General features: G+C 38.0%; 21 protein-coding genes, 3 pseudogenes and 2 riboswitches. Of the genes and pseudogenes, 8 read left to right on the top strand and 16 right to left on the bottom strand.

The features are described 5' to 3' along the window. Window positions 1-102 precede the first annotated feature (102 nt). The gene (locus NY10_RS09565) at window positions 103-642 is read left to right on the top strand and encodes a DUF924 family protein (protein ID WP_058919741.1); all 540 of its coding nucleotides are present in this window, start codon (window positions 103-105) and stop codon (window positions 640-642) included. Between the two features lie 118 nt (window positions 643-760). Here the strand turns inward: NY10_RS09565 and NY10_RS09560 are convergent, their stop codons facing one another. Further along, window positions 761-2,266 carry a peptidoglycan DD-metalloendopeptidase family protein gene (locus tag NY10_RS09560; RefSeq protein ID WP_058919740.1) on the bottom strand — a complete coding sequence of 502 codons (1,506 nt, stop codon included), beginning with the start codon at window positions 2,264-2,266 and terminating at the stop codon, window positions 761-763. 202 nt (window positions 2,267-2,468) lie between these two features. On the opposite strand from NY10_RS09560, the gene NY10_RS09555 reads away from it, so the two are divergent. Then, on the top strand, window positions 2,469-3,605 hold the full coding sequence (locus tag NY10_RS09555) for an NAD(P)/FAD-dependent oxidoreductase (protein ID WP_197409011.1): 1,137 nt from the start codon (window positions 2,469-2,471) through the stop codon (window positions 3,603-3,605). Between the two features lie 101 nt (window positions 3,606-3,706). Here NY10_RS09555 and NY10_RS09550 read toward each other — a convergent pair whose 3' ends face one another. After that, entirely contained in the window at window positions 3,707-3,928 is a 222-nt protein-coding gene (locus NY10_RS09550) for a GNAT family N-acetyltransferase (protein ID WP_058919738.1), read from the bottom strand. 340 nt (window positions 3,929-4,268) lie between these two features. Here NY10_RS09550 and NY10_RS12485 point away from each other — a divergent pair. From NY10_RS12485 to NY10_RS09540, 3 pseudogenes are all read left to right on the top strand, one after another. Next, window positions 4,269-4,469, top strand: a pseudogene (locus NY10_RS12485) (SDR family oxidoreductase); the annotation flags it as partial. Window positions 4,470-4,617: 148 nt separating this feature from the next. After that, window positions 4,618-5,226: pseudogene (locus NY10_RS09545) on the top strand (NUDIX hydrolase). A gap of 339 nt (window positions 5,227-5,565) precedes the next feature. Next, window positions 5,566-5,874 (top strand): annotated as a pseudogene (locus NY10_RS09540) (YrhK family protein); the annotation flags it as partial. Window positions 5,875-6,135: 261 nt separating this feature from the next. On the opposite strand, the gene NY10_RS09535 reads toward NY10_RS09540, so the two are convergent. From NY10_RS09535 to NY10_RS09505, 8 genes are all read right to left on the bottom strand, one after another. Next, window positions 6,136-7,491 (bottom strand): FAD-dependent oxidoreductase, encoded by a 1,356-nt coding sequence (locus NY10_RS09535; RefSeq protein WP_058919737.1) that lies wholly within the window; start codon window positions 7,489-7,491, stop codon window positions 6,136-6,138. Window positions 7,492-7,967: 476 nt separating this feature from the next. Beyond that, entirely contained in the window at window positions 7,968-8,852 is an 885-nt protein-coding gene (locus NY10_RS09530) for an SDR family oxidoreductase (RefSeq protein ID WP_058919736.1), read from the bottom strand. A 231-nt stretch (window positions 8,853-9,083) separates the two neighbouring features. Then, window positions 9,084-10,889, bottom strand: a complete 1,806-nt coding sequence (locus NY10_RS09525; protein ID WP_058919735.1) for an ABC transporter ATP-binding protein — start codon at window positions 10,887-10,889, stop codon at window positions 9,084-9,086. Then, window positions 10,889-12,643, bottom strand: a complete 1,755-nt coding sequence (locus NY10_RS09520; protein WP_058919734.1) for an ABC transporter ATP-binding protein — start codon at window positions 12,641-12,643, stop codon at window positions 10,889-10,891. The genes NY10_RS09525 and NY10_RS09520 overlap by 1 nt, the downstream gene beginning before the upstream one ends. Window positions 12,644-12,754: 111 nt before the next feature. Beyond that, complete coding sequence (locus tag NY10_RS09515) at window positions 12,755-14,428, bottom strand: FAD-dependent oxidoreductase (protein WP_058919733.1); 1,674 nt, start codon at window positions 14,426-14,428, stop codon at window positions 12,755-12,757. Window positions 14,429-14,469: 41 nt separating this feature from the next. Then, window positions 14,470-14,766: an ArsR/SmtB family transcription factor gene (locus tag NY10_RS09510; protein ID WP_058919732.1), complete on the bottom strand. Its 297-nt coding sequence runs from the start codon at window positions 14,764-14,766 to the stop codon at window positions 14,470-14,472. 245 nt (window positions 14,767-15,011) lie between these two features. Continuing rightward, a complete protein-coding gene (locus NY10_RS12905; RefSeq protein ID WP_257721133.1) occupies window positions 15,012-15,140 on the bottom strand; it encodes a hypothetical protein in 129 nt (42 codons plus the stop codon). Window positions 15,141-15,313: 173 nt separating this feature from the next. Next, entirely contained in the window at window positions 15,314-16,195 is an 882-nt protein-coding gene (locus NY10_RS09505; RefSeq protein WP_231726728.1) for a coiled-coil domain-containing protein, read from the bottom strand. Between the two features lie 240 nt (window positions 16,196-16,435). Here NY10_RS09505 and guaD point away from each other — a divergent pair, with 240 nt between their 5' ends. Together guaD and NY10_RS09495 are read left to right on the top strand one after the other, a co-directional pair. Next, complete coding sequence (guaD, locus tag NY10_RS09500; RefSeq protein ID WP_197409009.1) at window positions 16,436-17,788, top strand: guanine deaminase; 1,353 nt, start codon at window positions 16,436-16,438, stop codon at window positions 17,786-17,788. A gap of 19 nt (window positions 17,789-17,807) precedes the next feature. Next, window positions 17,808-19,127 carry a uracil-xanthine permease family protein gene (locus NY10_RS09495; RefSeq protein WP_058919730.1) on the top strand — a complete coding sequence of 440 codons (1,320 nt, stop codon included), beginning with the start codon at window positions 17,808-17,810 and terminating at the stop codon, window positions 19,125-19,127. Between the two features lie 305 nt (window positions 19,128-19,432). Here NY10_RS09495 and NY10_RS12625 read toward each other — a convergent pair whose 3' ends face one another. Continuing rightward, window positions 19,433-19,609, bottom strand: a complete 177-nt coding sequence (locus tag NY10_RS12625; RefSeq protein ID WP_156413289.1) for a hypothetical protein — start codon at window positions 19,607-19,609, stop codon at window positions 19,433-19,435. Between the two features lie 211 nt (window positions 19,610-19,820). Beyond that, window positions 19,821-20,606 carry a hypothetical protein gene (locus tag NY10_RS09490; protein ID WP_058919729.1) on the bottom strand — a complete coding sequence of 262 codons (786 nt, stop codon included), beginning with the start codon at window positions 20,604-20,606 and terminating at the stop codon, window positions 19,821-19,823. Window positions 20,607-21,082: 476 nt separating this feature from the next. On the opposite strand from NY10_RS09490, the gene NY10_RS09485 reads away from it, so the two are divergent. Next, on the top strand, window positions 21,083-21,397 hold the full coding sequence (locus tag NY10_RS09485; RefSeq protein ID WP_058919728.1) for a hypothetical protein: 315 nt from the start codon (window positions 21,083-21,085) through the stop codon (window positions 21,395-21,397). A 317-nt stretch (window positions 21,398-21,714) separates the two neighbouring features. Here NY10_RS09485 and thiE read toward each other — a convergent pair whose 3' ends face one another. The 4 genes from thiE to NY10_RS12620 form a co-directional block, all read right to left on the bottom strand. Further along, window positions 21,715-22,347 carry a thiamine phosphate synthase gene (gene thiE / locus NY10_RS09480; protein WP_058919727.1) on the bottom strand — a complete coding sequence of 211 codons (633 nt, stop codon included), beginning with the start codon at window positions 22,345-22,347 and terminating at the stop codon, window positions 21,715-21,717. After that, window positions 22,337-23,152, bottom strand: a complete 816-nt coding sequence (thiD, locus tag NY10_RS09475) for a bifunctional hydroxymethylpyrimidine kinase/phosphomethylpyrimidine kinase (RefSeq protein ID WP_058919726.1) — start codon at window positions 23,150-23,152, stop codon at window positions 22,337-22,339. The genes thiE and thiD overlap by 11 nt, the downstream gene beginning before the upstream one ends. Then, window positions 23,149-23,889: a hydroxyethylthiazole kinase gene (thiM, locus tag NY10_RS09470; RefSeq protein ID WP_058919725.1), complete on the bottom strand. Its 741-nt coding sequence runs from the start codon at window positions 23,887-23,889 to the stop codon at window positions 23,149-23,151. Before thiM ends, thiD begins: the two co-directional genes overlap by 4 nt. Window positions 23,890-24,062: 173 nt before the next feature. Then, window positions 24,063-24,161: riboswitch (TPP riboswitch) on the bottom strand. 57 nt (window positions 24,162-24,218) lie between these two features. Then, window positions 24,219-24,316: riboswitch (TPP riboswitch) on the bottom strand. A 179-nt stretch (window positions 24,317-24,495) separates the two neighbouring features. Next, entirely contained in the window at window positions 24,496-24,666 is a 171-nt protein-coding gene (locus tag NY10_RS12620; RefSeq protein ID WP_156413288.1) for a hypothetical protein, read from the bottom strand. Between the last annotated feature and the right edge of the window lie 34 nt (window positions 24,667-24,700).

The raw sequence follows: 24,700 nt of genomic DNA, 5'->3' as shown, positions 1-24,700 counted from the left end.
CCTTTTAAACTAATCACTGCCTGTGGATAACCGCATTTGACAGTCTGCCAAGTTATACACAGGGGATAACTAAGGCGACCAAAATTAACGGGAGGTCAGTATATGGAGTATCAAGCAGTATTAGATTTTTGGTTTGAAGAAGTTACGCCTAAACAATGGTTTGAAAAAGATGAACAGCTTGACGAAGAGATTCGGCAACGTTTTGGAAGTTGTCACCAACAAGCCATTCAAGGAGAGTTAGTCGCCTGGCGCAAGACCATTCAAGGCCGTTTAGCAGAGATCATCGTTTTGGATCAGTTTTCCAGAAATATTTTCCGAAACGATCCTCGTTCATTTGCATATGACGGGATGGCATTGGTTTTAGCTCAAGAAGCTATGAAACTGGAAGAGTTGAACCAATTAAGCGTAGTTCAACGCAGCTTTATCTATATGCCTTTAATGCATTCCGAATCCTTAGTGATTCATGAGGAAGCCTTGAAACGCTTTTCAGAAAAAGGAATGGAAATAAACTTAGACTTTGAATTAAAGCATCGAGATATTTTAGTGAAATTTGGTCGTTACCCTCATCGCAATGAAGTTCTGAATCGCAAATCAACACCAGCAGAAATCCAATTTTTGAAAGAACCATATTCATCTTTTTAATATGCCTTAGACGTAAAAAAGCTCCCTTCGCAGCAGACACTTCTTAGAGTGTCTCCTTTGAAGGGAGCTTTTCGATTTAGTACAGCCTGTACTACTGTGCTTCAATTTTATTGTTTGTCTACAATCCTAAATAAGGAGCTGGGTTGACGCGACTGCCATTCAGGTATACTTCAAAGTGCAAGTGTACACCTGTAGAAGAGCCCGTTGTTCCCATGGTACCGATTTGCTGTCCTTGCGATACTTGTTGCCCAGGTGCTACGGTCAAGCTTCCTGCGACCATGTGGGCATAAAGCGTTTGAACGCCATTGCCATGGTCGATTTTCACATAGTAACCCCAGCCGCCGTCGTAACCAGCAAAGACCACTGTTCCGCTTTTAGCTGCCACGATAGAACCGCCGCCGCCAAAGTCCATTCCGCCATGTAACTTTTTCTTCCCTGTAATCGGGTGAATCCGGTAACCGTATGGCGATGTGGTGTACCCGCCACTAGGACGGATGAATCCTGAACCATTTACGTTAGACGCAGGTGGTTTTATCGGATTCGGTTTAACCGTGCTTGGTTTAGAAGGCGCGGGTGTTGGTGTTGGGTCAGGTTTCGCAAAAGATTCATTGGATGATGCTTGACTATTTGGTGCTTCATCAGCTGATGCTTTTGGTGTTTCTACAACACTCGCTTCTTTTTCGACTACTGCTGCAACCGTTTTTTGCTCCGCAGCTTTTGCTTGTGCTTCCTCTGCTTCTGCTTGAGCTAGAGCTTGGGCTTCTGCCTCAGCAATGGCTTCAGCTTGAGCAGCAGCTTCTTCTTCGGCTTTCTTAGCTGCCGCTAGTTTAGCTTGTTCTTCTTCAAAGATACGTTGACGTTCTTTTTGTAAACTTTCAGATAATACACTCGTTTGAGTGGCAATGACTTCTTGTTCTTGAATAAACGTATTTTTTTCTGATTCTGTCATATCGTATTCTGCTGCGATTTGGATGATCTTATCGTCCATTTCAGCTTTTTGTGCCACTAAATTATTTTTACTCACTATGATATCATTTTTCAGCGTTTCGATCGCTTCTTTTTCAACTTCGGCTTCTTTTTCAGTCAATTCTAAAGCAATTTGGTCGCTTTCTTGTTTAACTACAATACTCTTATTGGCAGAAACCAATTGGTTGGCTACGCCCATTCGGCCGACTAGATCCGATAAGCTTTCTGCAGAAACAATCAATTCGATCAAATTAGAAGCACTTCCATCCGTTTGAACCGAACGTGCTTGCGTTTCAAGTTTTCCTGTCCGTTGTTCGATCAAGCTTTGTAGTAATTGAATCTCTTTTTGCAACTCTTCTATTCTTAGGTTAGACTCTTCTAATTTTTTCTCTTGCTTATGTAAAGTGATGACGACTTCATCAATTTGAATCTGCAGTTGTTGAATGTCAGTTTCAAAAGCTGCTTTTTTTGATTCTAAGCCCGTTAATGTTTCTTCTTGTTTTTTTATATGACTGTTTAATTCAGACGATTTATTTTCAAGTTCTTGTTTTTGCTGTTCCAGCTCTTCAATAGAAGCCGCACTTGCCGTTGCAGGCATAATGAATGGACCTGTGAGCAACATAGTCGTAATAAAACCGACAACTAATTTCTTTTTCATTGAATTCCCCCATACCTTTTCCAAATCTTCTACTTAACTACCCTAGTGTAACATATTTAACCACTTTACTAGATGTTAATTGGCTAACAATAAAAACCCTTATATTACAGAGGTAACAAAAATCAACTCACTGTTATTTAATATATGTATGCTAAACTAAGAAAGAATCTAAAGAAAAAGGGGACTTATTATGAACAACAAAATGCCCATTGCAGTTGTCGGTGCAGGCATCGTAGGAGCAACGACCGCATTTTATCTTAGTGCTGCCGGCTATGCTGTTACGATTTACGATGAAGGTACAGGACAAGCAACATCGGCCGCTGCGGGAATTATTTGCCCTTGGCTGTCACAACGCCGCAACAAACAGTGGTATCAATTAGCCGCTGCCGGTGCAGCTTTTTATCCAACGTTGATGCAAGACTTGAATGAGGACATGTCGAATTCTGGCATTTACCGCCAAGTCGGAACGTTAGTCTTTAAAAAATCTCCTGAATTATTAGCTAAACTTGAAAAAATAGCTTTAAAACGACGAGAAACTGCTCCAGAAATTGGCGAACTGTCTATCCTTTCGCCTGCTGAGATCAAAGCCAAGCTGCCTTTGCTGGAAACGGAACAATCGGCTTTATTTGCTTCTGGCGGAGCACGAGTTGATGGATCCTTGCTGACTAAAAAGTTGGTAGAGGCGGCCGTTTCAAATGGCGCAGACTATTTTCCTGAAAAAGCTCAGTTAACAATGTCGACAACCGGCACTTATACTATCGCCACACCTACACACACTAAGCATTTCTCTGCTGTGGTTTTAGCTGCAGGCGCTTGGTTACCTGAAATATTGCAGCCTTTAGGATTTTCTGTCGACATCCGGCCACAAAAAGGCCAATTGATCCATTTAGAAGTAGAGGAAGAAACACAAGACTGGCCAGTGGTGATGCCAGATGGCGAAAAAGATATCATTCCTTTTCCGAACGGACGCATTGTAGTCGGCGCTACTCACGAAAATGATGAAGGATATGATTTAGTGCCGTCTGAAGAAAAACTAGCAGTCATGCTGAATGAAGCAGCCGAACTTGCTCCTAGTTTAGCCAAAGCAACAATCAAAGAAGCACGTGTCGGTACACGGGCTTTCACTTCTGATTTCGCCCCCTTTTTTGGCGAAGTTCCAGAATCTCCCGGCTTATATGTGGCCAGCGGTTTAGGCTCTTCCGGGTTGACTTCAGGACCAATCATTGCCCGTATGTTAACTCAATTGATCATGGATAAACCCACTGATTTGCCAGTATTCGACTACCCTGTAGCACGTTATATTCACAGAACTCATTCATATACAGAGATAAAAGATTAAAACTTAAGTTAAAGCAACATAACAACAATCGTGAACTGGCTAGCGTTCACGATTGTTGTTTAATTATTTGGTCACCTTTTAAAGACTTCTGCGTTTAGTGATTATAAATATTTAGACATGCTTATATCTGTCGTTTTGAATCCCATTTTTTCATATAGTGAGAATGCCGTCGTATTATGCGCAAATACATGCAGCATAACTTTCTTTATTCCCATCTTTTTAGCGATTTCTTCAAGTTCCGACATCGTTTGCGTACCATAACTCAAGCTCCGAAATTCTTCAAATATAATAAAATCATAGATAAAAGCTGCTTTGCCATGCACTGATATGCTCCCAATATAGTAGACAGTAGAAATACACAAAATTTCTAGACTATTATGTGGGGAGTGTCTTTTCAGCTAAGTAGAGTGCTCAGTTTATTTGAATACTAAATGAAAAAACTCTACAACAGTAAAAAATAATTCGTTTTAATAAACTGAATCACTTTCTTGATTTCTTTTTCCATGCAGCATTAATTTTGATGATTAAATTCCAAGTAATCCAAGACCATAGCGATTTGTTCTTCGACTGAATAGTCTCCTTCAATCCTTAGTATTGGACAAGATAACTCTGCCATCCAATGTTCATGCAAGATTTTACTTCTAACTTCCATACCTGCATGCAGGACCTATCTGGACGCCTCTTCAATTAGATAATGGACAATTAGAAGGACATTTCCCTGAGTTTGGCCAAAGCAATCCATTGAAACGGGCTGGACAACCTGTAGAGCTAGCCCCGGTTTACGTTCTCTTGGCTTCAGATGAAGGTAGTTATATCACTGGGCAAATTTATGGTGTAACTGGCGGCAAACCGATTGATTTATAATTGATTGCCCTATTCCAAATTCTATAGCGAACTTGCACCATCAGGTTACAGCCCACGATGGACGAACTCCAACTAAAAGCCAATTTTAGTTGGAGTTTATTTTGTCGCTGTCTTCGTTGCTAGCTGTATTGCCATTGGTTTTGCTATTATAAAATACAATTATTTAGAACAATATAAAAGATTGCTTTCCATAGCTGAAGCTGGAATCTTTTATGGTAAGGATTTATTTGATAAAGAACGATATTGAAGAATTAAAAGAGATAGCATTGAAGTTAATAAATGACGTGGGCAATGAACCGATTGAAAAGTTAGAGAACATAGTTGCTGCTAACGAAGGATACCCTACTCCTAAAATTGACGTTAGAGCTTATATTAAAAAAGATAACAAAATATTGCTCGTAGAAGATTTTCCAACAAAAGAGTGGGCTTTGCCAGGAGGTTATGCCGAAATAGGATTAACTCCTAAAGAAAGCATTATAAAAGAAGTATTAGAAGAAACTGGTTTAACAGTTGATGAGTGTAAGCTAATGGCTGTATTCGATACGAATTTACGAAAAGATATTCCTCAACTGTTTCAATATTATAAATTGGTTTTTTATTGTACTATCGCCGGTGGAACTTTCAAAGAAAACATCGAAACTTCTGATGTAGGCTTTTTGATTTAGAAAACTTACCAAAATTATCAAAAAATAGAACAACTAAAGAGCAATTGATTGAACTGTCTAACAGTAATAGCACAAGTATTTATTGTGAATGATTAGTATTGCACAATCAGCTTTTTTACATAGCTCTTGCTCAGAACGACTATTAAATTACAATATTGCGCTAACTGCATTTACTTAAAAACGAAATTATTGGTTTCAAAGTACTGACAGTCTTTAGTAGTAAAATTCAAAACAAACCTCCACTACTTCTAAAACTGTAGGCATTACTCCTAACACTCCAACCGTCTCTTTAACGACATTAAGCCAATTATTTGCTCTGCCTACTCTACTCTCCTTTCGCTTCTGTTTCTCAAGGTTATTCTTGGTAATAAAAAGTACAACCTTGTATAATAAAAAATAAATGTTTGAAAAATAAAGTGAGGTAAATGGATATGCCAAAAATTAACCGTAAAAAACATGATCTTCACCCTGGTAAAGATGAAGATATTGAAATAAAGAGCGGTCGCTTTCGTTTGTACTTTCAAAATCGCTATTCAATTATATCCTTGATGACTGATCTCCTTACAGGAATATTTTATATTATTGGAAGTATAGCCAGCCTAACTCCTATCCCAGATATTTATGGTACGTATCTTTATTTAACAGGGGCCATTTTTTTAACTGCACGCCCTATTTTAAAAATCTTCCATAATATCTTTATCTACGACGACAAAAAAATAGCAGAACGAGAAGAGCAAAAAGATACAGAAGATGAAGAATACAATGAAGATTATTATGGTGAGGATAACGATGAAGAATATAAGGAAGAGGAAGAAGAGGAGGAAAAAGAAGAACAGGAAAACAATCAAAAGAAAAAATGATCTGATTTGTATAGGTTTTTCGATACAAATGCTAGGCAAATTTTTCATTGCCCATAAAAAAGCTCACCTCTAGCAGCATTTTAATGCATTTAGAGGTGAGCTTTTAGTTTGTACTATTTTATTGGTTTATTTTTTAATCAATCAGAACAACATCTTGTCGCTTCCAAATGTTTCGCCTAACGCTTCTTGTGCGAGAACATTCAAGAAATTCCATGGACGATTGTAACCTGGCTGGAAGAAGAAGTCACCAAGAGCCAACTGTTCCAATGTCCATTCTGCTGAAATGCACACAGACAAAGTATTGATGGCTGCTGTAATATCGTACGTTGACATCAATTGAGCACCAACGATTCGGTGACTGTCTTTTTCAAAATGAATTTTCATCAATACGGAATCTTCATCACCCATAAAGGCAGGGCGAATTTTTTCTTCAACATATTTGCTAGCTACTTCAGCGTCTATTGTATCGCTATCGCAGTCTTTGACTCCAGTAGAAGCAAAGTTATAATCAAATAAAGAAAGACCAGAAGTACCGGAAACAGCTGGCATTTTAACTTTTTTCTCCACAATATTTTTCGCTGCAACAACACCTTGACGGCGAGCATTAGATGCCAATGCGATCAATTTCGATCCGTTATTTGGAGCAAAAGGAACTTTTGTAGCATCTCCGGCTGCAAAAATGTCTTTTTGAGAGGTTTCCATGTATTCATCGATAATGACAGTACCGTCTTGATCCAGTTCAACGATCCCTTGAAGCCATTTTGTATTTGGACGAACGCCAGTTGCCATAATAACTGTATCTACTTCATATTCGTCTTTATCAGTGACTACTTTGGCTACTGCACCATTTTCACCAGTAATTTCTTTCACCATTTCACCGGTACGAACGCTTAGTCCTTTTTGTTCCAAATGGTTTTCTAACACATCTGTAAATTCTTTATCTAGATAAGTGTTCAAAACACGACCTAAAGCATCCACGACCGTTGTTTCTATACCAGCTTTAGCAAATGCTTCTGCTACTTCAATACCAATGTAGCCTCCGCCGACAACAACAGCTTTCTTCGATTTTGCCATACGATTTTTAATTTCCCCAGCCCAATCACGGCCGCGCACATAGAAAACGTTGTTCAAGTCAGTGCCGGGTATCGGCAATTCAATTGGATTAGCTCCAGGAGTAATGATCAGCTTATCGTAGTTTTCTTCCGTTTCTCCGTCTATTGTTTTAACCGTAATAGTTTTTGCATCAGGGTTAATACCTATGACATCGCTATTCATATGAACATTTATTTTTTGTTCTAAGTATGAAGCCTCTGTTGCATAATGCAGGCTGTCAAGCGACTCTGAAATACCTTCCAAATAGCTCTGGATTCCACAAGACAAGAATGAAGCTGTTGAACCTCGTTCATATAAATGCAATTCAGCATCGGGCTGTTCTTTCAATAATGTTTCGATTGCCTCATAACCGGCATGAGATGTTCCTACTACAATAACTTTCAAATTAATGCCTCCTATTAAAAATCATTTCTTACAATGTGCAGTATATCACTTAATTTTTTTTTTTTAAAAGAAAGTGCATTAAAATACTATCTTTTTGTAAAGTTATAATTATCTGAATATTCCTAAATAACCATATAACGAAACAAAACTGTCTTTACCAACACAATCATTCGCTTCAAGAAAAACGCAAGCCTTTTCATTGAAACAAGACGAGAAAAAGTTTTACTTCTTGCGTCAGTTGTGAAAACATTGTTTAGGATAAAAAATCACAATTCAGAAAATGGAATACACTCGTTTAGTATGAATTCAGTTATTACATTGTAAAAGACCAGACAGTTTGATACATACACCATTCAGTCGCTAAGGATGCAAATAAAAATTTATTCCTGTTTTTGATTACAATAAAAAGAGCCTACAGAACAGTAAACTGTAGGCTCTGTTTTCTAATTTCCAAAAAAATTCTCTTCACTCTATTCTTATAGCTTATCTTTTATCTTATTCACAATACCTTTTACAGGAGTTGTGGCGGGTTCAATATCGATCGATTTTTGAACGAGTTCGTGTCTTTCTCCCAAATTTTCGTCGGACTTTTTATCCCACAATTCTTTTTGTCTTTTTTTAATCATCGCACTCATTGCCTTAGGAACAACATTTCGATAGTCATTCGTTTCGCCAGTGATTACTTTGATGCCCTCTTTGATGAGTTCTTCCGGATCCAATTGTTCATAAGGAAATGCCAGCTGTTCATAGTCGAAAAGCCGTTCTGCTGGATTATCCCGCCAGGTTCTCCATGCTTCAAATTCGCGGTCGTTGAAGCCAGTCAAGTAAGGCCCAGGGTTGATGACTGCTACTTGCACATTGAACTCTTGAAGTTCTTTGCTAAGTGATTCGGCAAATGCTTCTAATGTAAATTTTGATCCGCCATAAGGTCCCGATAATGGATCCGCCATAAGACCAGAAACAGAAGACATAAATACGATTTTTCCTCTTTGCTTTTTAACCATTGCCTTAGCTATTTTTTGAGTCAATAGGATCGGCCCGAATACGTTTACCTCAAATTGATTGCGCAAGCGTTCCTCTGGTATATCTGCTAATGAACCGCCTTCCGAAATTCCAGCGTTATTCAATAATACATCGACATCCCAAGTCCATGCCCTTTCCCTATCTGCTGGATCGGTCACATCTAGTTTCTCAACCTGTATGTCAATTTTCCTTTCTTTTGCTTCATTTTCAAGAGCGGATACTTCTGACATCGTTTCGACTCCTGCGATGACCTTTTCTCCTTGTTCCGCCAAACCTAAAGCAATGCCTTTTCCAAACCCGGTTCCTGCACCCGTAATCAAAAACGTTTCTTGTACCATCTGCTATTCCTCCTAAAAGTTTTAATAGACTGGTTATCCTATAAGAAGTATAACGGTACAGGGAAACCGTTTCCCAATGATATGCACCATTTCTCGTAATTCCTGTCTCTAAATCTTTAAAATGCTTGTGTACAAGCAACCTATCTTTAAAACCCCTCAGTGGACGTTAAAACTAACCGAACACATTCTCAACACAAAAAAACACTTTCTAAAAAGAAAGTGTTTTTTTGCTTACTGTTCATAGGTTTCCAATTCACCCGTTTTTTCTTGATATGTTTGTAATTGATACATATCGTAATACGTACCTTTTTGATCAATCAATTCATCATGAGTTCCTTGCTCAACAATTTCACCATTATCTAAAACTAAAATTTTATTTGCGTCTTTAATAGTAGATAATCGGTGAGCGATGATTAAAGAAGTTCGGCCTTTACGCATGTTGGCTAGCCCTTTTTGAATCTTTTCTTCCGTTTCTGTGTCTATATTGGCAGTTGCTTCATCGAGAATTAGAATACGCGGCGAGCGCAGAATCGTTCTAGCAAAACTGATCAATTGCTTTTCTCCTGCAGATAAACTTGCTCCTCGTTCGATTACTTTTGATGCATACCCATTTTCCATTTCTAAGATAAAATCATCTGCATAGACAAACTCAGCAGCTTGCTCAATCTCTGCTTCGGTATAGTTCTCATTGTACATGCGGATATTGTCCGCGATAGTTCCATAGAACAAGAAACTATCCTGTAACACTAGTCCCATTTTAGTCCGAAGTCCTTCTATCGGCATATCTTTCAAAGAATGACCGTCAATAGTGATTTCTCCTTCGTGATAGTCATAGAAACGCATCAGTACATTGATAATGGAACTTTTCCCTGATCCAGTTTGGCCGACTAAAGCCACCGTTTCACCTGGATTGACTTCAAAGTTAATATTACGCAATACTTGCTTTTTGCCATCGTACGAAAAATTGAGATTGCTTACGCGAATGTGGCCTTCTGTGACTAGACTATTTCCCTCTGAATTGGATTGCGGCGCAAGTTCTTCGCTTTGCAGCAGTTCTTGGACTCGGTGCCCAGAAACAATTCCATCTTGTAAAGAACTCAAGCTATTCATCATTTGACTGATCGGTTGAAAGAAAGAGCGAGAATACGCTGTAAAAGCATATACCAGACCGATATCCACTGTATTCTGACTCCAATCTTGATACCCAAAAATGATCAGCACGGCTACTAGTGCGACTGATTCGATCACATTGATGGCTGGTGCTAATAATAATGCATTCATACTGTACATTGAACGACGAGCCGCTACATATTCTTGATTGATATCGTCAAACTCGCCTATCAAGCGCTCCTCTTGGTGGTATTTCTGAACAATGCTCATTCCACTAATGGATTCACTCAATTTGGCGTTCAATTGACTCAATACTCCTCGCATGCGACTGTAAACAAGAGTACTTTTCTTTCGGTAAATTCCTGCAATCCAAACAATGATCGGTGTGAACAGAAGAAATACCAATGCCATCCGCCAATTTAACGCAAACATTGCAATCGTAATTGAAATAACGTTAAATAATCCATTAGAAATATTTAAAAAGACTGTCCAAAATTCTTTAATCGTCTCCGTATCATTTGTCACTCTAGAAACAACTGTACCAGCAGGAGTTTGATCAAAGTACCGCATCCCAAGCAATCCTACCTTTTCATACAATTGATTTCGAATATTCCCTACTGTTCTTTCTGAAGCCGTATTAAAGAGAAAATCTTTTATATAAGAAAATCCGGCTTTAAAGATGGTTAACACACCATAAAAGATGACTACACGTACTGTAATCTCCATAGTTGCTGATCCTTTTGCTAAATAAGTATCAATATAACGCTGAATAATGATAGGTAAATATGCAGCGATCGCTGCACTTAATGCCAGAAATACAAAAGAAAACATAAAAAGGAATTTATAAGGTTTGGCAAAACGTAATAGACTAAGTAAAATATGCCAAGATTCTTTATTCGAAAAAGTTGTTTGTTTTTGTGCAGCCACTATTCTCCCTCCCTATCTAATTTTTTCTCAAGTTGTTGTTTTTGATACATATCGTTATACCAGCCTTCTTCTCCTATTAATTCTTGATGCGTGCCGCGTTCGCTAATGCTTCCTTTTTCGATCACAATGATTTCATCTGCATGCATAATTGAACTGATACGATGAGCAGAAATAATCGTTGTTTTGTGCATTCGCTCTTGTTTTAAAGAACTTAAAATAGCTTCTTCTGTCTGAGCGTCTACGGCTGATAGAGAATCATCGAGAATCAGGCATTCTGGTTCTACCGCTAAAGCACGAGCAATCGCGATCCGTTGTTTTTGCCCGCCCGATAGCGAAACGCCTCGTTCCCCAACTTCCGTATCGTATCCTTCAGGAAATTCCAGGATGTCTTCATGAATGTTGGCTAATTTTGCATATGTTTCAACTTCTTTTTGAGATAATGCTGGATTCCCAAATCGGATATTTTCTCGAATAGTTGTTGAAAACAGAAAGTTTTCTTGCGGAACGATTGCGATCCCTTTTTTTAACGACTCTAAAGCATATTCTTTTATATCGATGCCACCGTATGAAATTTTTCCTTCGTACTGATCATAATCGCGCAGCAACAGTTTATAGATCGTACTTTTTCCAGAACCTGTTCTACCAACAAGTCCCAGCATTTTTCCTTTTTCTAAATGAAAATCAATATTGGTTAACGTAGGTTCCGTATCATCCGGATAAGCAAACGATTGGACATCAAAAGAGATATCGCCATCTAGAGCTCGACGATAGGGATTTTTCTGCTCCACAATAGAAGGAGCGTAATCTAATAGATCTTCTACTCTATCGTAAGCTGCACTTCCGCGTTCCAGTGTATTGATCAGCCCGCCTACAGCTAACAGCGGCCATTGCATCATACCGATATAACTAATGAATGCGACTAGATCTCCGATAGAAATACGCCCGCTTTGGACATAACTCCCGCCAACCAATAAAGCAATCACATACGTTAACCCCATAACGATTTCTATACTGGGGTTTAGTGCCGCTTTTAATTTGTAGACACGCTGATTTTCATCTACAACATGTTGTGTCTCTTTCTTAAAAGCAGACAAATCTTCTTTTTCTTCTCCGAATGTTTTCAGGACTTTCATACCTGTCACACTTTCTTGGACGTGATCATTCATTGAAGAAAAAGCTTGTAACGCACCACGGTAACGTGCGTGAATCATTTTTCCTAAATAAGTCGAAACAACGATTAAAATAGGGAATGGCAAAATCGCTATCAGCGTTAGTTTCCAATCAATGAAAAAGAACATTGAAAAAAGGGTAATGCCGCCCAACGATAAAGCATCTGTTAGAGTTAAAACACCATCAGCTGCAACAAATCGGATGGCTGACAAGTCATTGGTAGCATGAGCCATCAAATCACCTGTACGGTATTTATGAAAAAACTCTGAATCCATCCGAGTAAAAAAAGAAAACAAGCGATTACGCAGTATGGACTCGATTAGTGTTGAGTTGCCAAATAAAGCCATTCTCCATCCGTACCGCAATGCGTACATGACCAGCGAAAAAATAAGAATCAGCGAAGCCCAAAAAAGCAGAATCTTCCAACTTAACGTTCCTCCAATAAAATGGTCAATAATCGTACCGATTATTTTTGGATTCAGAACCTGTAGAATGGCACAGATAATTAAAGCAGAAACACCGAAAGTATAACTTTTCCAGCGCAATTTGAAAAACCAGGTATATTTTTTAAACGTATTAAACATGATTTCGTTCCTCTCTTTTTGGTTTCGTATTTAGATATATGATTGCATCGCTACCCATAAAAAAACAAATAGAAAGAAAAACTTCCTATCTGTTTCTAATAGTAGTTATTTTTAGTGTTTATTTTTTAGACGCATCATTTTCAGATAACTTTGATAGTTTTTATTTCCCCCAGATAAATTGTAAACTTTTTCAAATCCATGGTTCAGCAACACGTTTTGAGCAGCATTGCCTGTAACGCCTTTATTACAATAAGTGATAGTCACAAGAGATTTATCCAACTCTTGGCTTCTTTCTCTTAATTCAGCAAGCGGGATATGAACAGCTCCTTTAACATGAGCTTTTTCAAAGTCTTTTTTTGAACGAGTATCAACAATTTGCAGCAGTTCACCACTGTTTTGACGGTGCACTAAATCAGCTGGCGTCATTAATGGGTTACGGTTTAAAGCATTATCTAACGCCATTCCAGTGTAAAGAACAGGATCTTTAGTTGTGGCAAATGGCGGCGCATAAGCCAAATCAAGATGGAACAAATCTTCCGCTTTGGCTTTAAACGTAATGGCTGTTGCCATCACATCGATCCGTTTATCTACCCCGCCTCGTCCAATAACTTGTGCTCCTAGAATACGGCTCGTTTTTTTGTCAGCTAAAGCTTTAATAATCAACTCTTTTCCACCAAGGTACTCAGCATGGTCCGGTTTAATGTTGTAGAGAACTTCAACTTCATATCCTTCTGCTTTGGCCTCTTTTTCAGTCAAACCTGTTTGCCCAACATGCAAATCAAAGATCCTAAAAATTCCCGTCCCTAACACGCCACGGTGTTCTAAGTTTCCGCCAGTTATCACATCTCCCGCGATCCGGCCCATTTTATTGGCCGTTGAGCCTAGTGGGCGGTAGATAGGTTTGCCTGTAATAACAGAAAAACTTTCAGCAACATCTCCAACGGCATAAACATCCGGAAGATTGGTTTGCATGTTTTTGTTCACAGCAATCGCTCTTGACTCTCCAATTTCCACGCCAATTTCCTTCGCTAATTCAGTATTTGGGCGTATCCCTGCAGATAGGATAACAATATCTGGTTCAATCGTAACCCCTTTTGTAGTTGTTACCTTTTCTACTGAGGTTTCCCCATCAATCGTTTTTACAGTATCGCTTAGGATAAGATTGACTCCTTTTTCACGCATATGCTCTTCCACTCGGAATGTCATGTCCGGATCCATAGGCGGCATCACTTGATCTTCTAGTTGGACGACCGTTACCTCTAATCCTTTGCGGACTAATTGTTCCGTCATCTCCAAACCAATAAACCCAGCACCGATAACTAAAGCTTTTTTAGGTTGGTTCATGGCTGAAAAAGTTTCAATATCTCGTGCATCTTGAATGTTGCGAATTTGGAAGACATTATCATACTGTTTTTGATCAAATGGAGACGGTGTTAATGGTGCAGCACCTGTTGCCAGAACTAAGATATCATAGTAGTCTTCTTTGGTTTTTCCAGAAATTAAATCTTGTACTTCGAGCGTTTTCTTTTCATGGTTTATTTTAGATACTTTATGTTCCGTAAAGATGTCTATTTCATATCTTTTTTTGAACCATGCTGCATCACGTGGGGTTAATTCATCGATATTTTCTACCTCTCCACCAAGTTGATAAGGGATGCCGCATACAGAATATGAGATGTCTTTACCTTGATCATAAACGACGATCTCAGCATCCTCAGTATTTCTTCTCGCTTTAGCAGCTAAAGATGTTCCAGCAGCAACTGATCCAATGACAATAATTTTCATGTTTTTCCTCCTCGTAACCAGCAAATTTTTCTTCTTTTACTCTACTTCTCCACAAATACACCTGTATTGCCAGAAGCTAAATGAATCGTATCGGTTACTAACTGTTTCATCTTATCATCGTTCAATGAATAATAATGCCATGTTCCAGTCTTTTTTACCGTTATTAAATCTGCATTTAGAAGAGCCTTCATATGATGGGATAAAGTGGGTTGGGTAAAGTCAAAATGCTCCAAGATATCGCAAGCACACAATTCGCCACCAGAAAGCAGATCTACTATTTTCACACGTTTAGGATCGGATAAAGCTTTCATTACCTTAGCATAAGCTTCATAGTCCATACCTAGACCTCCTTAACCTTTTTTACTCACTTACCAATATAGATGATATTCTATGTATCAGCAACCTATTTCCCAAAAAAAGTTCGCTTTACACGAATTTATTTAAAATCATTTAGCTCTTTTTCTAGAGAAGAGACCGTTTCATTTTTTTAGACACAATAAAAACATCCCTAAAGTTAGAATTTTTCTAACTTTAGGGATGCAATATATGAATACTCAAGTTCAGCTTTCTTTTTTACAGCTCATCACTGTTTAACAGTTTTTGTTAATGCTGTGACTGTGCTGCCTGGTAGTTCTTCTAAGCCTGGATTACTTGGAGTATCTAGGTTGTCATCATTTTTCATTGCTGAAATTTTTAGTTGAACTTGTTCCATAGCTTTGGCATCAAGTTTATAGGACTTCATGAATACTAACGCAATCGAATCTGTTAACGAGAAAATCGTACCGATAACACCAGTAACATAACCTCTAGATTCACTCGATCACTTAATTTATTATCAGTCGCTAAATTCTCACTTCTTGTTTTCCTTTTAATTTAGCTTTTATTCTAAAACAAGGTTTCTGACTCTTCGATTCGTTTTTGAATGTCTTCTTTGTTGTTTTCAAGTTTACTTTGTAGTTCTTCAATAGCTGTTTCGAGTGTTTCAAGCATGTCAATATTACGTCCAATTTTTGACTTTGTATCCCAGTCAGAGAAAAGATTATCAAAGAAAATATCAAAAGTTTTACTCATGCCGCTAAACTTTTCGTAACTAAGGTAAGTATCTAAAGAAAGATCTTTTAATTCTTGGGTATAATTTTCTAAGAGTTGCTCTAATCGGTTCATCTTAGCCTCTGCTTTATCAATTTTATCGTATTTCATCATGTCGAATAGTAGACTGCTGTTTGTAAACATATCCCATGTTGAAAAAGAATCGGCTGAATCTAAGTCATCTAATGCGAAGTCTATTCCGTCTAATACTTTTTCTCCAGCTGCTAACGCTTCATCAAGTTCTTTCAGTTCTTGTTTAAGTTGAGTACGTTTTGTTTCTTCTACACTGATTTTTTCCCGGAAATTAGTATCTTGTCTGTATAAAAGTTCTTTTAATTGCTTGATTCGAGCAGTAGTTTGATTAATAGCTGTTTGAATAGTGCCTAATTGTTCTCTAGATTCAAGCAATAGAGCTGAAGATAAATCTAATTCCATTTTAGCAGCAAGTTGTTCTTGTATTTCTTTATCGATGTTTTTATCGTAACTTCCCACTAAGCGTTTCAAGAAAGTTGATAAAGATTCAGCTTGTAATTTCTCAACATCTTCACTTTCTTTAGCAAAAGTTTCTTTTGCTGCCTCATACCGTATAGTATTTTCTTCAAATCTTATTTTTGAATTTGCCTCTTTTTTTAACAGTGATTTTATTTCTTCTTGTAAAGCTTGATACTCTTCAATCATCAAATTCACCCCTATGTATGTTTGGTTTAAAACGTTAAAAACTTCTATTGAATCTATTATGACTTAAAGGGCCGTTAATCTCAATAAGTGAATATGCAGTTTGAACTACGGGCGAATACACGAACAATACAATCGGACACTCCATTCATAATTCGTAATTACTGTTGACTTATCAGTTTTATATCCTATATAATAAAAATTGTACAAATAAAACGAACGAAGGAGAGAATTTTGGAGAACATTGTTAAGGTTTTAAAAGGGACAGGTTTTTCTAGCATTTCTGCTCATAAGATTGAAATATTAGAACACTATCTCTACTGCCTAGATAATAAAGGAATGATCGCAAAACGTTTGGCTCCGTCGAACTCGTTATATCAATCGACTCTTCAAGAAGCAAAAAAAGAAGGTAAGTTAATTGAATTATCTGAAGGCCAATACCTCTTACCAGGATTTATCGATTTACATATTCATGCTCCTCAATGGGCACAAAGCGGAACAGCACTAGATATTCCTTTGCACCAATGGTTAAATACATATACTTTTCCACTAGAATCAAAATTTGAAGACACCGCCTTTGCTGAAAAAGTCTATTCTCACTTGGTGGATACTTTGCTGGCAAATGGAACAACAACTGGACTTTATTTCGCGACAGTTCATGAAGAAGCTAGCTATAAATTAGCTGAGATCTGCGCAAAAAAAGGTCAGCGCGGATTGGTTGGCAAAGTCGTAATGGATGATCCTGAACAAAATCCTGACTATTATCGTGATCAAGACACACAAACTGCACTGGCAGATACAGAACGTTTCATTCAACGTGTCAAAACTTTGCATTCTGAAACAACACAAGGTGTTTACCCCGTTGTCACTCCTCGATTTGTGCCAAGCTGTACCGATACCGCTTTAGCAGGTTTAGGGCAATTGGCGGAGACTTATGATGTGCATGTGACCAGTCATTGTAGCGAAAGCGATTGGGAACATGGTTACGTCAAGAATCGATTTGGTAAAAATGATGCCCAAGTCCTGAATGACTTTGGTTTATTAAGAGAAAAGTCCGTTATGGCTCATTGCAATTTTTTAAGCGAGGCGGATGCTCTGACATTTGAAGAGAAAGGCACAGCTATTGCCCATTGCCCCGTCTCTAACGCTTATTTTGCGAACAGCGTAATTCCCATCAAACAGTTTCACGATCTTGGGGTTGAAGTCGGATTGGGAACAGACCTTTCTGGAGGATACGACCCAAGTATCTACTCTGCAATACGCCAAGCAGTTATATCCTCTCGCATGCTTGAAGATGGTGTGGACACGAAGAAGGACCCTAAAGAACGTGGAATGAAAAACTCTCGTATCACAGCTAAAGAAGCCTTTTATTTCGCAACAGCTGGTGGCGGAGAAAGTGTCAGCCTGCCAATCGGACGACTTGCAGAAAATTACGCTTTTGATGCCCAAGTGATCGACACGACTGTTCCTCAAGCTTCAATGCCGATTTTCGAAAAAATAGAACCCTTAGATGATATTTTCCAAAAGCTGCTTTACTTAACAAAGCGTGAAAATATCGTCTCTGTATGGGTTCAAGGAAAACAAATCAGCAAATAAAAAGGAGATTGCATACGAAATGGAAACTACTCAAACGATTTTAACAGTGGGCACAGAAGAGCCCATATCTTGGAAACAAAGTTTTTTACTTGGGTTGCAGCACTTGCTGGCGATGGATGTCTATGTTGTTCCATTCATCGTTGCTTTGACTGTTGGCTTCTCTGCTAGTCAGTCAGCTATCTTGATTCAATCGACTTTCATTGCTGCTGGCATCGCTACTATCATCCAATCTGGTTTGCTGATGAAAATGCCGGTTGCACAAGGCGCTTCTTTTATTCCCATTGGCGCTATTGCCGGAATTACGTTGGCCAATGGCGGTGGCATGGAGGGCTGGGGTGCAGCAATGGGCGCGAGTTTTTTAGGTGCGATCGTGGTAACGATCCTAGGTTTCACAGGCTTGTTTCATAAATTTATTGATTCCTTTGTTCCATCTGCGGTAGGTGGTACCATTATTTTTTGTGTCGGCCTGTCCTTGATGCCTGCTGCTGTGAATGACAATATTTACAACAGTGCTGTTGGATCAATCGGGCAAAATATTTTCTTGGCACTTATAACTGGAGCCATTATGATCGGCTGCTCTATTTTAGGAAACCACTCATCTAAAAGCGGCCGTATTTTCCGCATTGCTTCTGTTATTACTGCCCTGTTTGCCGGCAGTATTCTGGCTGGATTTATGGGGATGCTAGACTTAACTTCAGTGGCAGAGGCAAAATGGTTTTCTATGCCGCAATTCATCTTCAAAGATTTCACGTTTTCTTTTGATTTCTCCGCGATCGTGACCATGCTGATCATTTATATCGTCTTAATTGCTGAAACAACTGGCACTTGGCTGGCCGTCAGCAATGTTACAAACACCCCTCTTAATAAAGATTCCATCAACCGCGGGGTTATCGGCGAAGGATTGGGTTGCATGACGGCTGCTCTTTTCGGCACCACACCTGTAACAGGTTATTCTTCCAATGCTGGTATCATTTCTATTACGGGTATTGCTAGCCGGCGAGTCTTTTTAGCTGCTGGCGGATTATTTATTGTTTTTGGCTTATCGGGCAAATTATCCGCTTTGATTTCCTCTGTTCCTTCTGCTGTTATTGGCGGTGTATTTGCACTCGTATGCGGAGTCATTGCGATGAGCGGCTTTCAAGTCCTAAAACAAGAACAAATTGGACAAAAAGAAACCTATGTTGTCTCTATTCCAATTCTATTGGTAGTGGCCTTGACGTTTCTGCCAACTGATTACTTAGATACCTTGCCTACCATGATTCAATACCTTTTTGGCTCTCCAATAGCAATAGCCGCTTTAACCGCTATTATCTTGAACAAAGTCTTGCCTCAAAATTAAATAAGAAATTTTACAAAAATTAAGACCGAGACAAAAACGTCTCGGTCTTTTTTCATATACAAAAGTACATATTTTTTTACGAAAGCAGTTATTGTTGCTTATTTAAAAATTTCAGAATTCTTAACAAGTTTAATCTTTGTCACGTTTCTTGTAGTTTCTGTAGGAGAACCAGCATCCCAATAAAACAAAAGCTCCTAAGACTACGTGGTCTACAGTAGCTGAAAAACCAATGCTACTTCTTACTACAAATGCTAATGAAGCTAATACTAAACTAACCATAATTTATGGTTTAGTTCTCATTGGAATCACCTTCTCTTAATAAACGAGGTACCAAAATAAACAACACCTACAACTATCGCTAAATACCCTACTTGAATAAAAAATTCCCCAACAGAAGGGTAAAAATATTTCAAACCATAGACTACCGCAGTATAAATAAAAACAATTGTCCAATAATTTTTCGATTTTATTTTTTTATTCATATGGGCGCTCCTTTTCTCTTTTAGATCTCTATTAAAATAGACGTTTGTCACTAATCTTTTCACTTTAGACAGTAGTTTTTAAAAACACCTTTTTGTTTTTTATGTAAAAAAGCCCTTATAATACTTCAGCAATTTTTTATGAAAACTAAAGTAAAACCGTCTTCTAACTATTGCCTTTAGCGGCGTACATATTATTCCTGTCCAATGCTTCTTATGAAGGGTAACGAATATAACTTTTTTGCTTTTCAATACCCGTTTTCAAATCATTTTTAGCCTTTTCAAGGTTTAGTGCAATCATTTTTTCAACGTCCTCAACGATGATCAAATCCAGCGAACGGATATTATTTTCCAATTCTCCTACAGCCCCGGCTATTTTTTCAACAAATATTTTTTGATTGCGTGAGAGCTTCTTCCATTGTTTCGTCGTTTTCAAATAAGCAGAATAGGCTCGAATATCTTCATTTCGCTTTACTAAAATACTAATGGTTTCAAACTGATATAGATTGACCCAGTTCGCTGTTTCAATGCCTTTTTCGATATCTTCACCCGTTAATTCTCCTCTTATCAATAATTCATCGTAATACCTTTGAAATTCGAGGATCAACCTATTGAATTTCTGTTGCATATTCCATAGGTCTTTGAACGCTTCATGACCTGCCAATACTTTTAAATCCTTCGTATTTACTGGAATTTCTAAAGGTTTTATATAGTAATTGGAATCTATCTTTAAATGATCTCCACCAATACTAAAAATATTGTTGCTAACATCAGAAAACAACGAGAGCGAAGACTGTGCAGCGTAAGCTTCTTCTTTATCCTCTTCTCCTACTGTTGTCAAATAGGCTGTTGCTCTGGGCTTATCGTTTACAGTGAACCCCGCCATGTAGTAAGGCTTATTGTTTACTATTCGGTATATCGGATTAATAAATACTCCTTCATACCATTTTTTGTGTTTCTTCACTTTACGCATCAATGTTTTTTCCGTTTCTTTATCCATAAATTTCTCCTTCTATTTAGCTAAATCTGTGCCGCCCTTAATTTTTAAGGACAGCACAGTATAAAACCCATGTGTTGATCTTTTATGTATTTCCTTAAAAATTTTACCATAGCCTTGTTTGTAAATCCTAACAATAGCCTTTAAACAATCTCAGTTGGACAAATAATATTTTTATAAATAGTAACAGCAGCAATCTCTAAAGGATTGCTGCTGTTACATCTCTTTCTATTGATCGAAAGTGAAGGTATTAAAATATAGAGCAAATAACTGTTCCTATTAAATCAAAAAAAGATTCTAATTGCTTCTTTACCGAATAAGTTAGTTTTTTTCTCATTGTTATTCCCACCTTTTCAGTAAAAATGATAATGAATGTGCTAAGAGCAGTTTATTTTCTATAATCAATTCATCTTAATAATACCTGACTGTCCATGATATGTGTATACTAAGAATTAAGTATATTAAGAGGAGGATTAGATATGGTTAATTTACTTATTTTAGGAAGTTTGGCATTGGGATTAACTGCTTGGATTCTCCCAATTATTAATCTTGTGAGACATAAAAAAAATAACAATAAAAACTGGGTGACTCTTTCTATTATGAGCGTTAGTGCTTGTGCTATTTCACTCTATTTACAGCTTGTCTATAGTTCTCATTTGGTAGAAATTAATGACTTAAGTGCGTTGATGGATACAATTGGTACCATAGCTAAAGCAGCAGCAATTCTTTTAATCGTTACCATTGTATTGAACGGCATAACTTTAGTTGTATATCGGAATAGAATAGAAAAGTAAACTCTCAAATTTGATATGAATGAATAATAAAGAGGTTTTTGAAGGAAGACACTATATTCATACCTTCTTAAATAAAATGACATATACACAAAACTAATTTGGGCTATTATATTACTTTTTTTTATTTCTCAGAATAAAGATAACTATGAATAAAAAACACAATAAAAACAAACTAAATCCCATAGAACCATGCTCCTCTTTTCATAAAATAATGACAACTTTATTTTTACTTTCCATAACTTCAATCAATTTTACAGTAAAAAGAGTTTGCATAACAATTTAATGATGCAAACTCTTTTTTTGTTCGTCCTAAACAATCAATTTATATTTTCTAAAAGCAGATTCTCAACCGTTTGCTTAATATCTTTGCTGTGGCAGATAACTGAAATAACCGACACGCCGTCTGCTCCTGAAGAACGAACAGCACTAGCATTTTCTTCTGTAATTCCTCCTATGCCAACAATTGGGAAATTGCCAGCCTGTTTTCGCATCGCACTTAAAAAAGGCAATCCAGCAGGAGGTTTTGCATCTGTTTTAGATTTTGTTCTATATATCGGACCAATTCCCACGTAATCTGCTCCGTTAAGTATAGCTTGTTTCATTTCTCTAGAATTGTGTACAGAAACGCCCACTATTTTTCCTTTTGCTTGTTCACGAAATGTCGAAAGGGCTAGATCTTCTTGGCCGACATGGATACCATCAGCGTTTAGCTTAAGTGCGAGCTCCACATCATCATTAACGATAAACGGCACTTGGTAACTTTGGCACATTTTTTGGCAAGCACGGGCAAACTCTTCATAAGCTGCGCCTATTAAAGCTCCTTCGCCTTTTTCACGTAATTGGAAACAGGTGATTCCCGCTTGTAAGGCTTCTTCGAGCGTTTTCAGTGGGTCTTTTTTGCAGTTTACAGTGCCCATTATAAAATAAACATTCAATCTATTACAATCCATTCACTTCTACCTCGCAGACTCCTTGCTCGCGTTTATAAGCAAAATGATTCGTTGGTCCATGACCATTCCCAATATGAAGAGGCGTAGAAATAGCTAAGTGAATAAATCTTTTCGCTTCAATAATCGATTCCTGCAGCGGTAGCCCTTTTGCTATATTTGCTGTAAGAGCTGCCGAGAACGTACAACCTGTCCCATGTGTATCTTTTGTTTGGACACGAGGAGTCGTTATCGTAAAAGATTTCTGGTGAGTATACACTCTGTCCGTCGCCTGATCTTCATCTAAATGCCCGCCTTTTATGACCACGCATTGAACCCCCATTTGCAGGATTCGCTCTGCAGCTCTTTCAATATCTTTAGAATCTTTGATGCGTATACCGGTTAGTATTTCTGCTTCTGGAATGTTTGGTGTGCAAATGGTTGTATTCGGTAAAAGTTTTTCGATTAATGCCGTTACTGCTGCATCTTGCAATAGACTTGCCCCGCCTTTTGCAATCATGACGGGATCGACGACCAATGGAATTTTTTGTTGATGTACAATTCCAGCTACAACTTCAATAATCTCAGCCGAAAACAACATACCTGTTTTCATTGCTTGTACAGAAAAATCATCTAGTACGTTTTGCAGTTGTTGCTGTACAAAGCTAGGCGTTACTTCAAAAATGCCATGTACACCGAGCGTATTTTGGGCAGTTAAAGCTGTTACTACTGTCGTTCCAAAGACACCAAGTTCTTGAAAAGTTTTTATATCCGCTTGGATCCCAGCGCCGCCGCCTGAATCTGATCCCGCAATCGTTAATGCAATCATCTCTTTACCTCCGCTAACTTTTGTAATGCATTCATCATTTGTACAGCAAATATTCCTACTTCCTCTGTACTTTGTTCAGCAGCTTGTTTGTAGTCTTTTAAAGTCGTAACTAAGCCTTCAAGCGGTTTTGCACTGCTAGCAAGAGAAGCTGCACAGATGGCGCTTAATAAACAACCTGTACCCGTGATGCGTGTAGCGATTTCCCTGCCTCCAGCAATATGAAGTCCTTTGTGCCCATCTGTTACGAAATCAGATTCCCCAGTTACAACAACCAGACACTTGTACTGCAAAGCAACCCGCTTCGCTACCCTAGCGATATCTATTTCGCCTATGCCGCTATCTACACCTTTTGACTGCCAATCTTCACCTGCAATTGCTGCTAATTCACCTGCGTTACATCGAATCAAATCAAACTGAATTTCCTTTAAAAGGTGCTGAACCAATTGTTTTCGATAGTTTGTGGCACCTACGCCTACAGGATCGAGCACAATAGGAATGCCCAACTCGTTTGCTTTTTTGCCAGCAAGCAGCATGGCTTTTGCTGTACGGTCATTCACCGTTCCAATATTAATAAGCACTGCTTGGGCAATCGAGACTATTTCAGAAACCTCATTCACTTCATCAGCCATGATAGGCGAAGCACCAATTGCAAGTAAGCCGTTAGCCGTGAAATTAGCGACAACATAATTTGTCATGCAGTGCACTAAAGGGGCTGCTTTTTTAATTTGTGATAACATGCTTGATCCCTCTTTCTTTTAATTTTTTATCTAACATTTAAGTTTACTATTCGTACTGACTCATCTATATTTCTTTCAAATCACTTCAAAATACACTAATCCCAGCCCTCCTTTTTTGAACGCAAGCACAAAAAAAGCCCCTACAAAAGTTGTAGAGACTAAAAAAGTGTATAAGAAAACCACTAATTGCTCCCTACGTCAGTATTAACTAACAGGTTCAAAGGGTCAGGTTTTAGCCTTCTCAACACAAGTGTGTCCCCCCGCGATTAAAAATTTTACAAAAGAAAAGCTCCCCATAATAATGGAGAGCTCAGTACATATCATTCAATACATATGTACATAGTGCTCCCTGCGTCAGTGTTAACTGACAGGTTCAAAGGGTCAGGTTTTACCTTCTCAACACAAATGTGTCCCCCTGCAAAACATTTAATTACTGATAAGCTTACTATATCTAAAATAGTTAATCAATCATCTTCAGATAAACCCTGTTAACCTTCACAATCAGAAATCTTATGATAAGTAGTGTTATAATGTTTTTCATCTCACTTTTATAGAGAATAGTTTCATTTTATTCGTTACCACATACATTTTGTCATAAACAGATCTTTACTTTTTTGAAGACAGTATACCTAAAGTCACGAAAACAGAAAAGATAAGAGTTCCGATCAGAGCTGAGGTGAAATCAATACTTTGTCCTTTAAAATATTGAGTAACTAAATTAGCTGTTAGATACAGTCCTGCAAGTAGAGCAACTCTTTTAATTTTATTCTTATTCATTTTAATCCTTCTTTCCTTCCTTTTTCTGATTTCA

Origin of the sequence: Carnobacterium sp. CP1, from assembly GCF_001483965.1 — a bacterium.
GTDB classification, from domain to species: Bacteria; Bacillota; Bacilli; order Lactobacillales; family Carnobacteriaceae; genus Carnobacterium_A; species Carnobacterium_A antarcticum.
The sequence above is the reverse complement of the archived record's forward strand: the minus strand, read 5'-3'. Positions and strand labels throughout refer to the sequence as shown.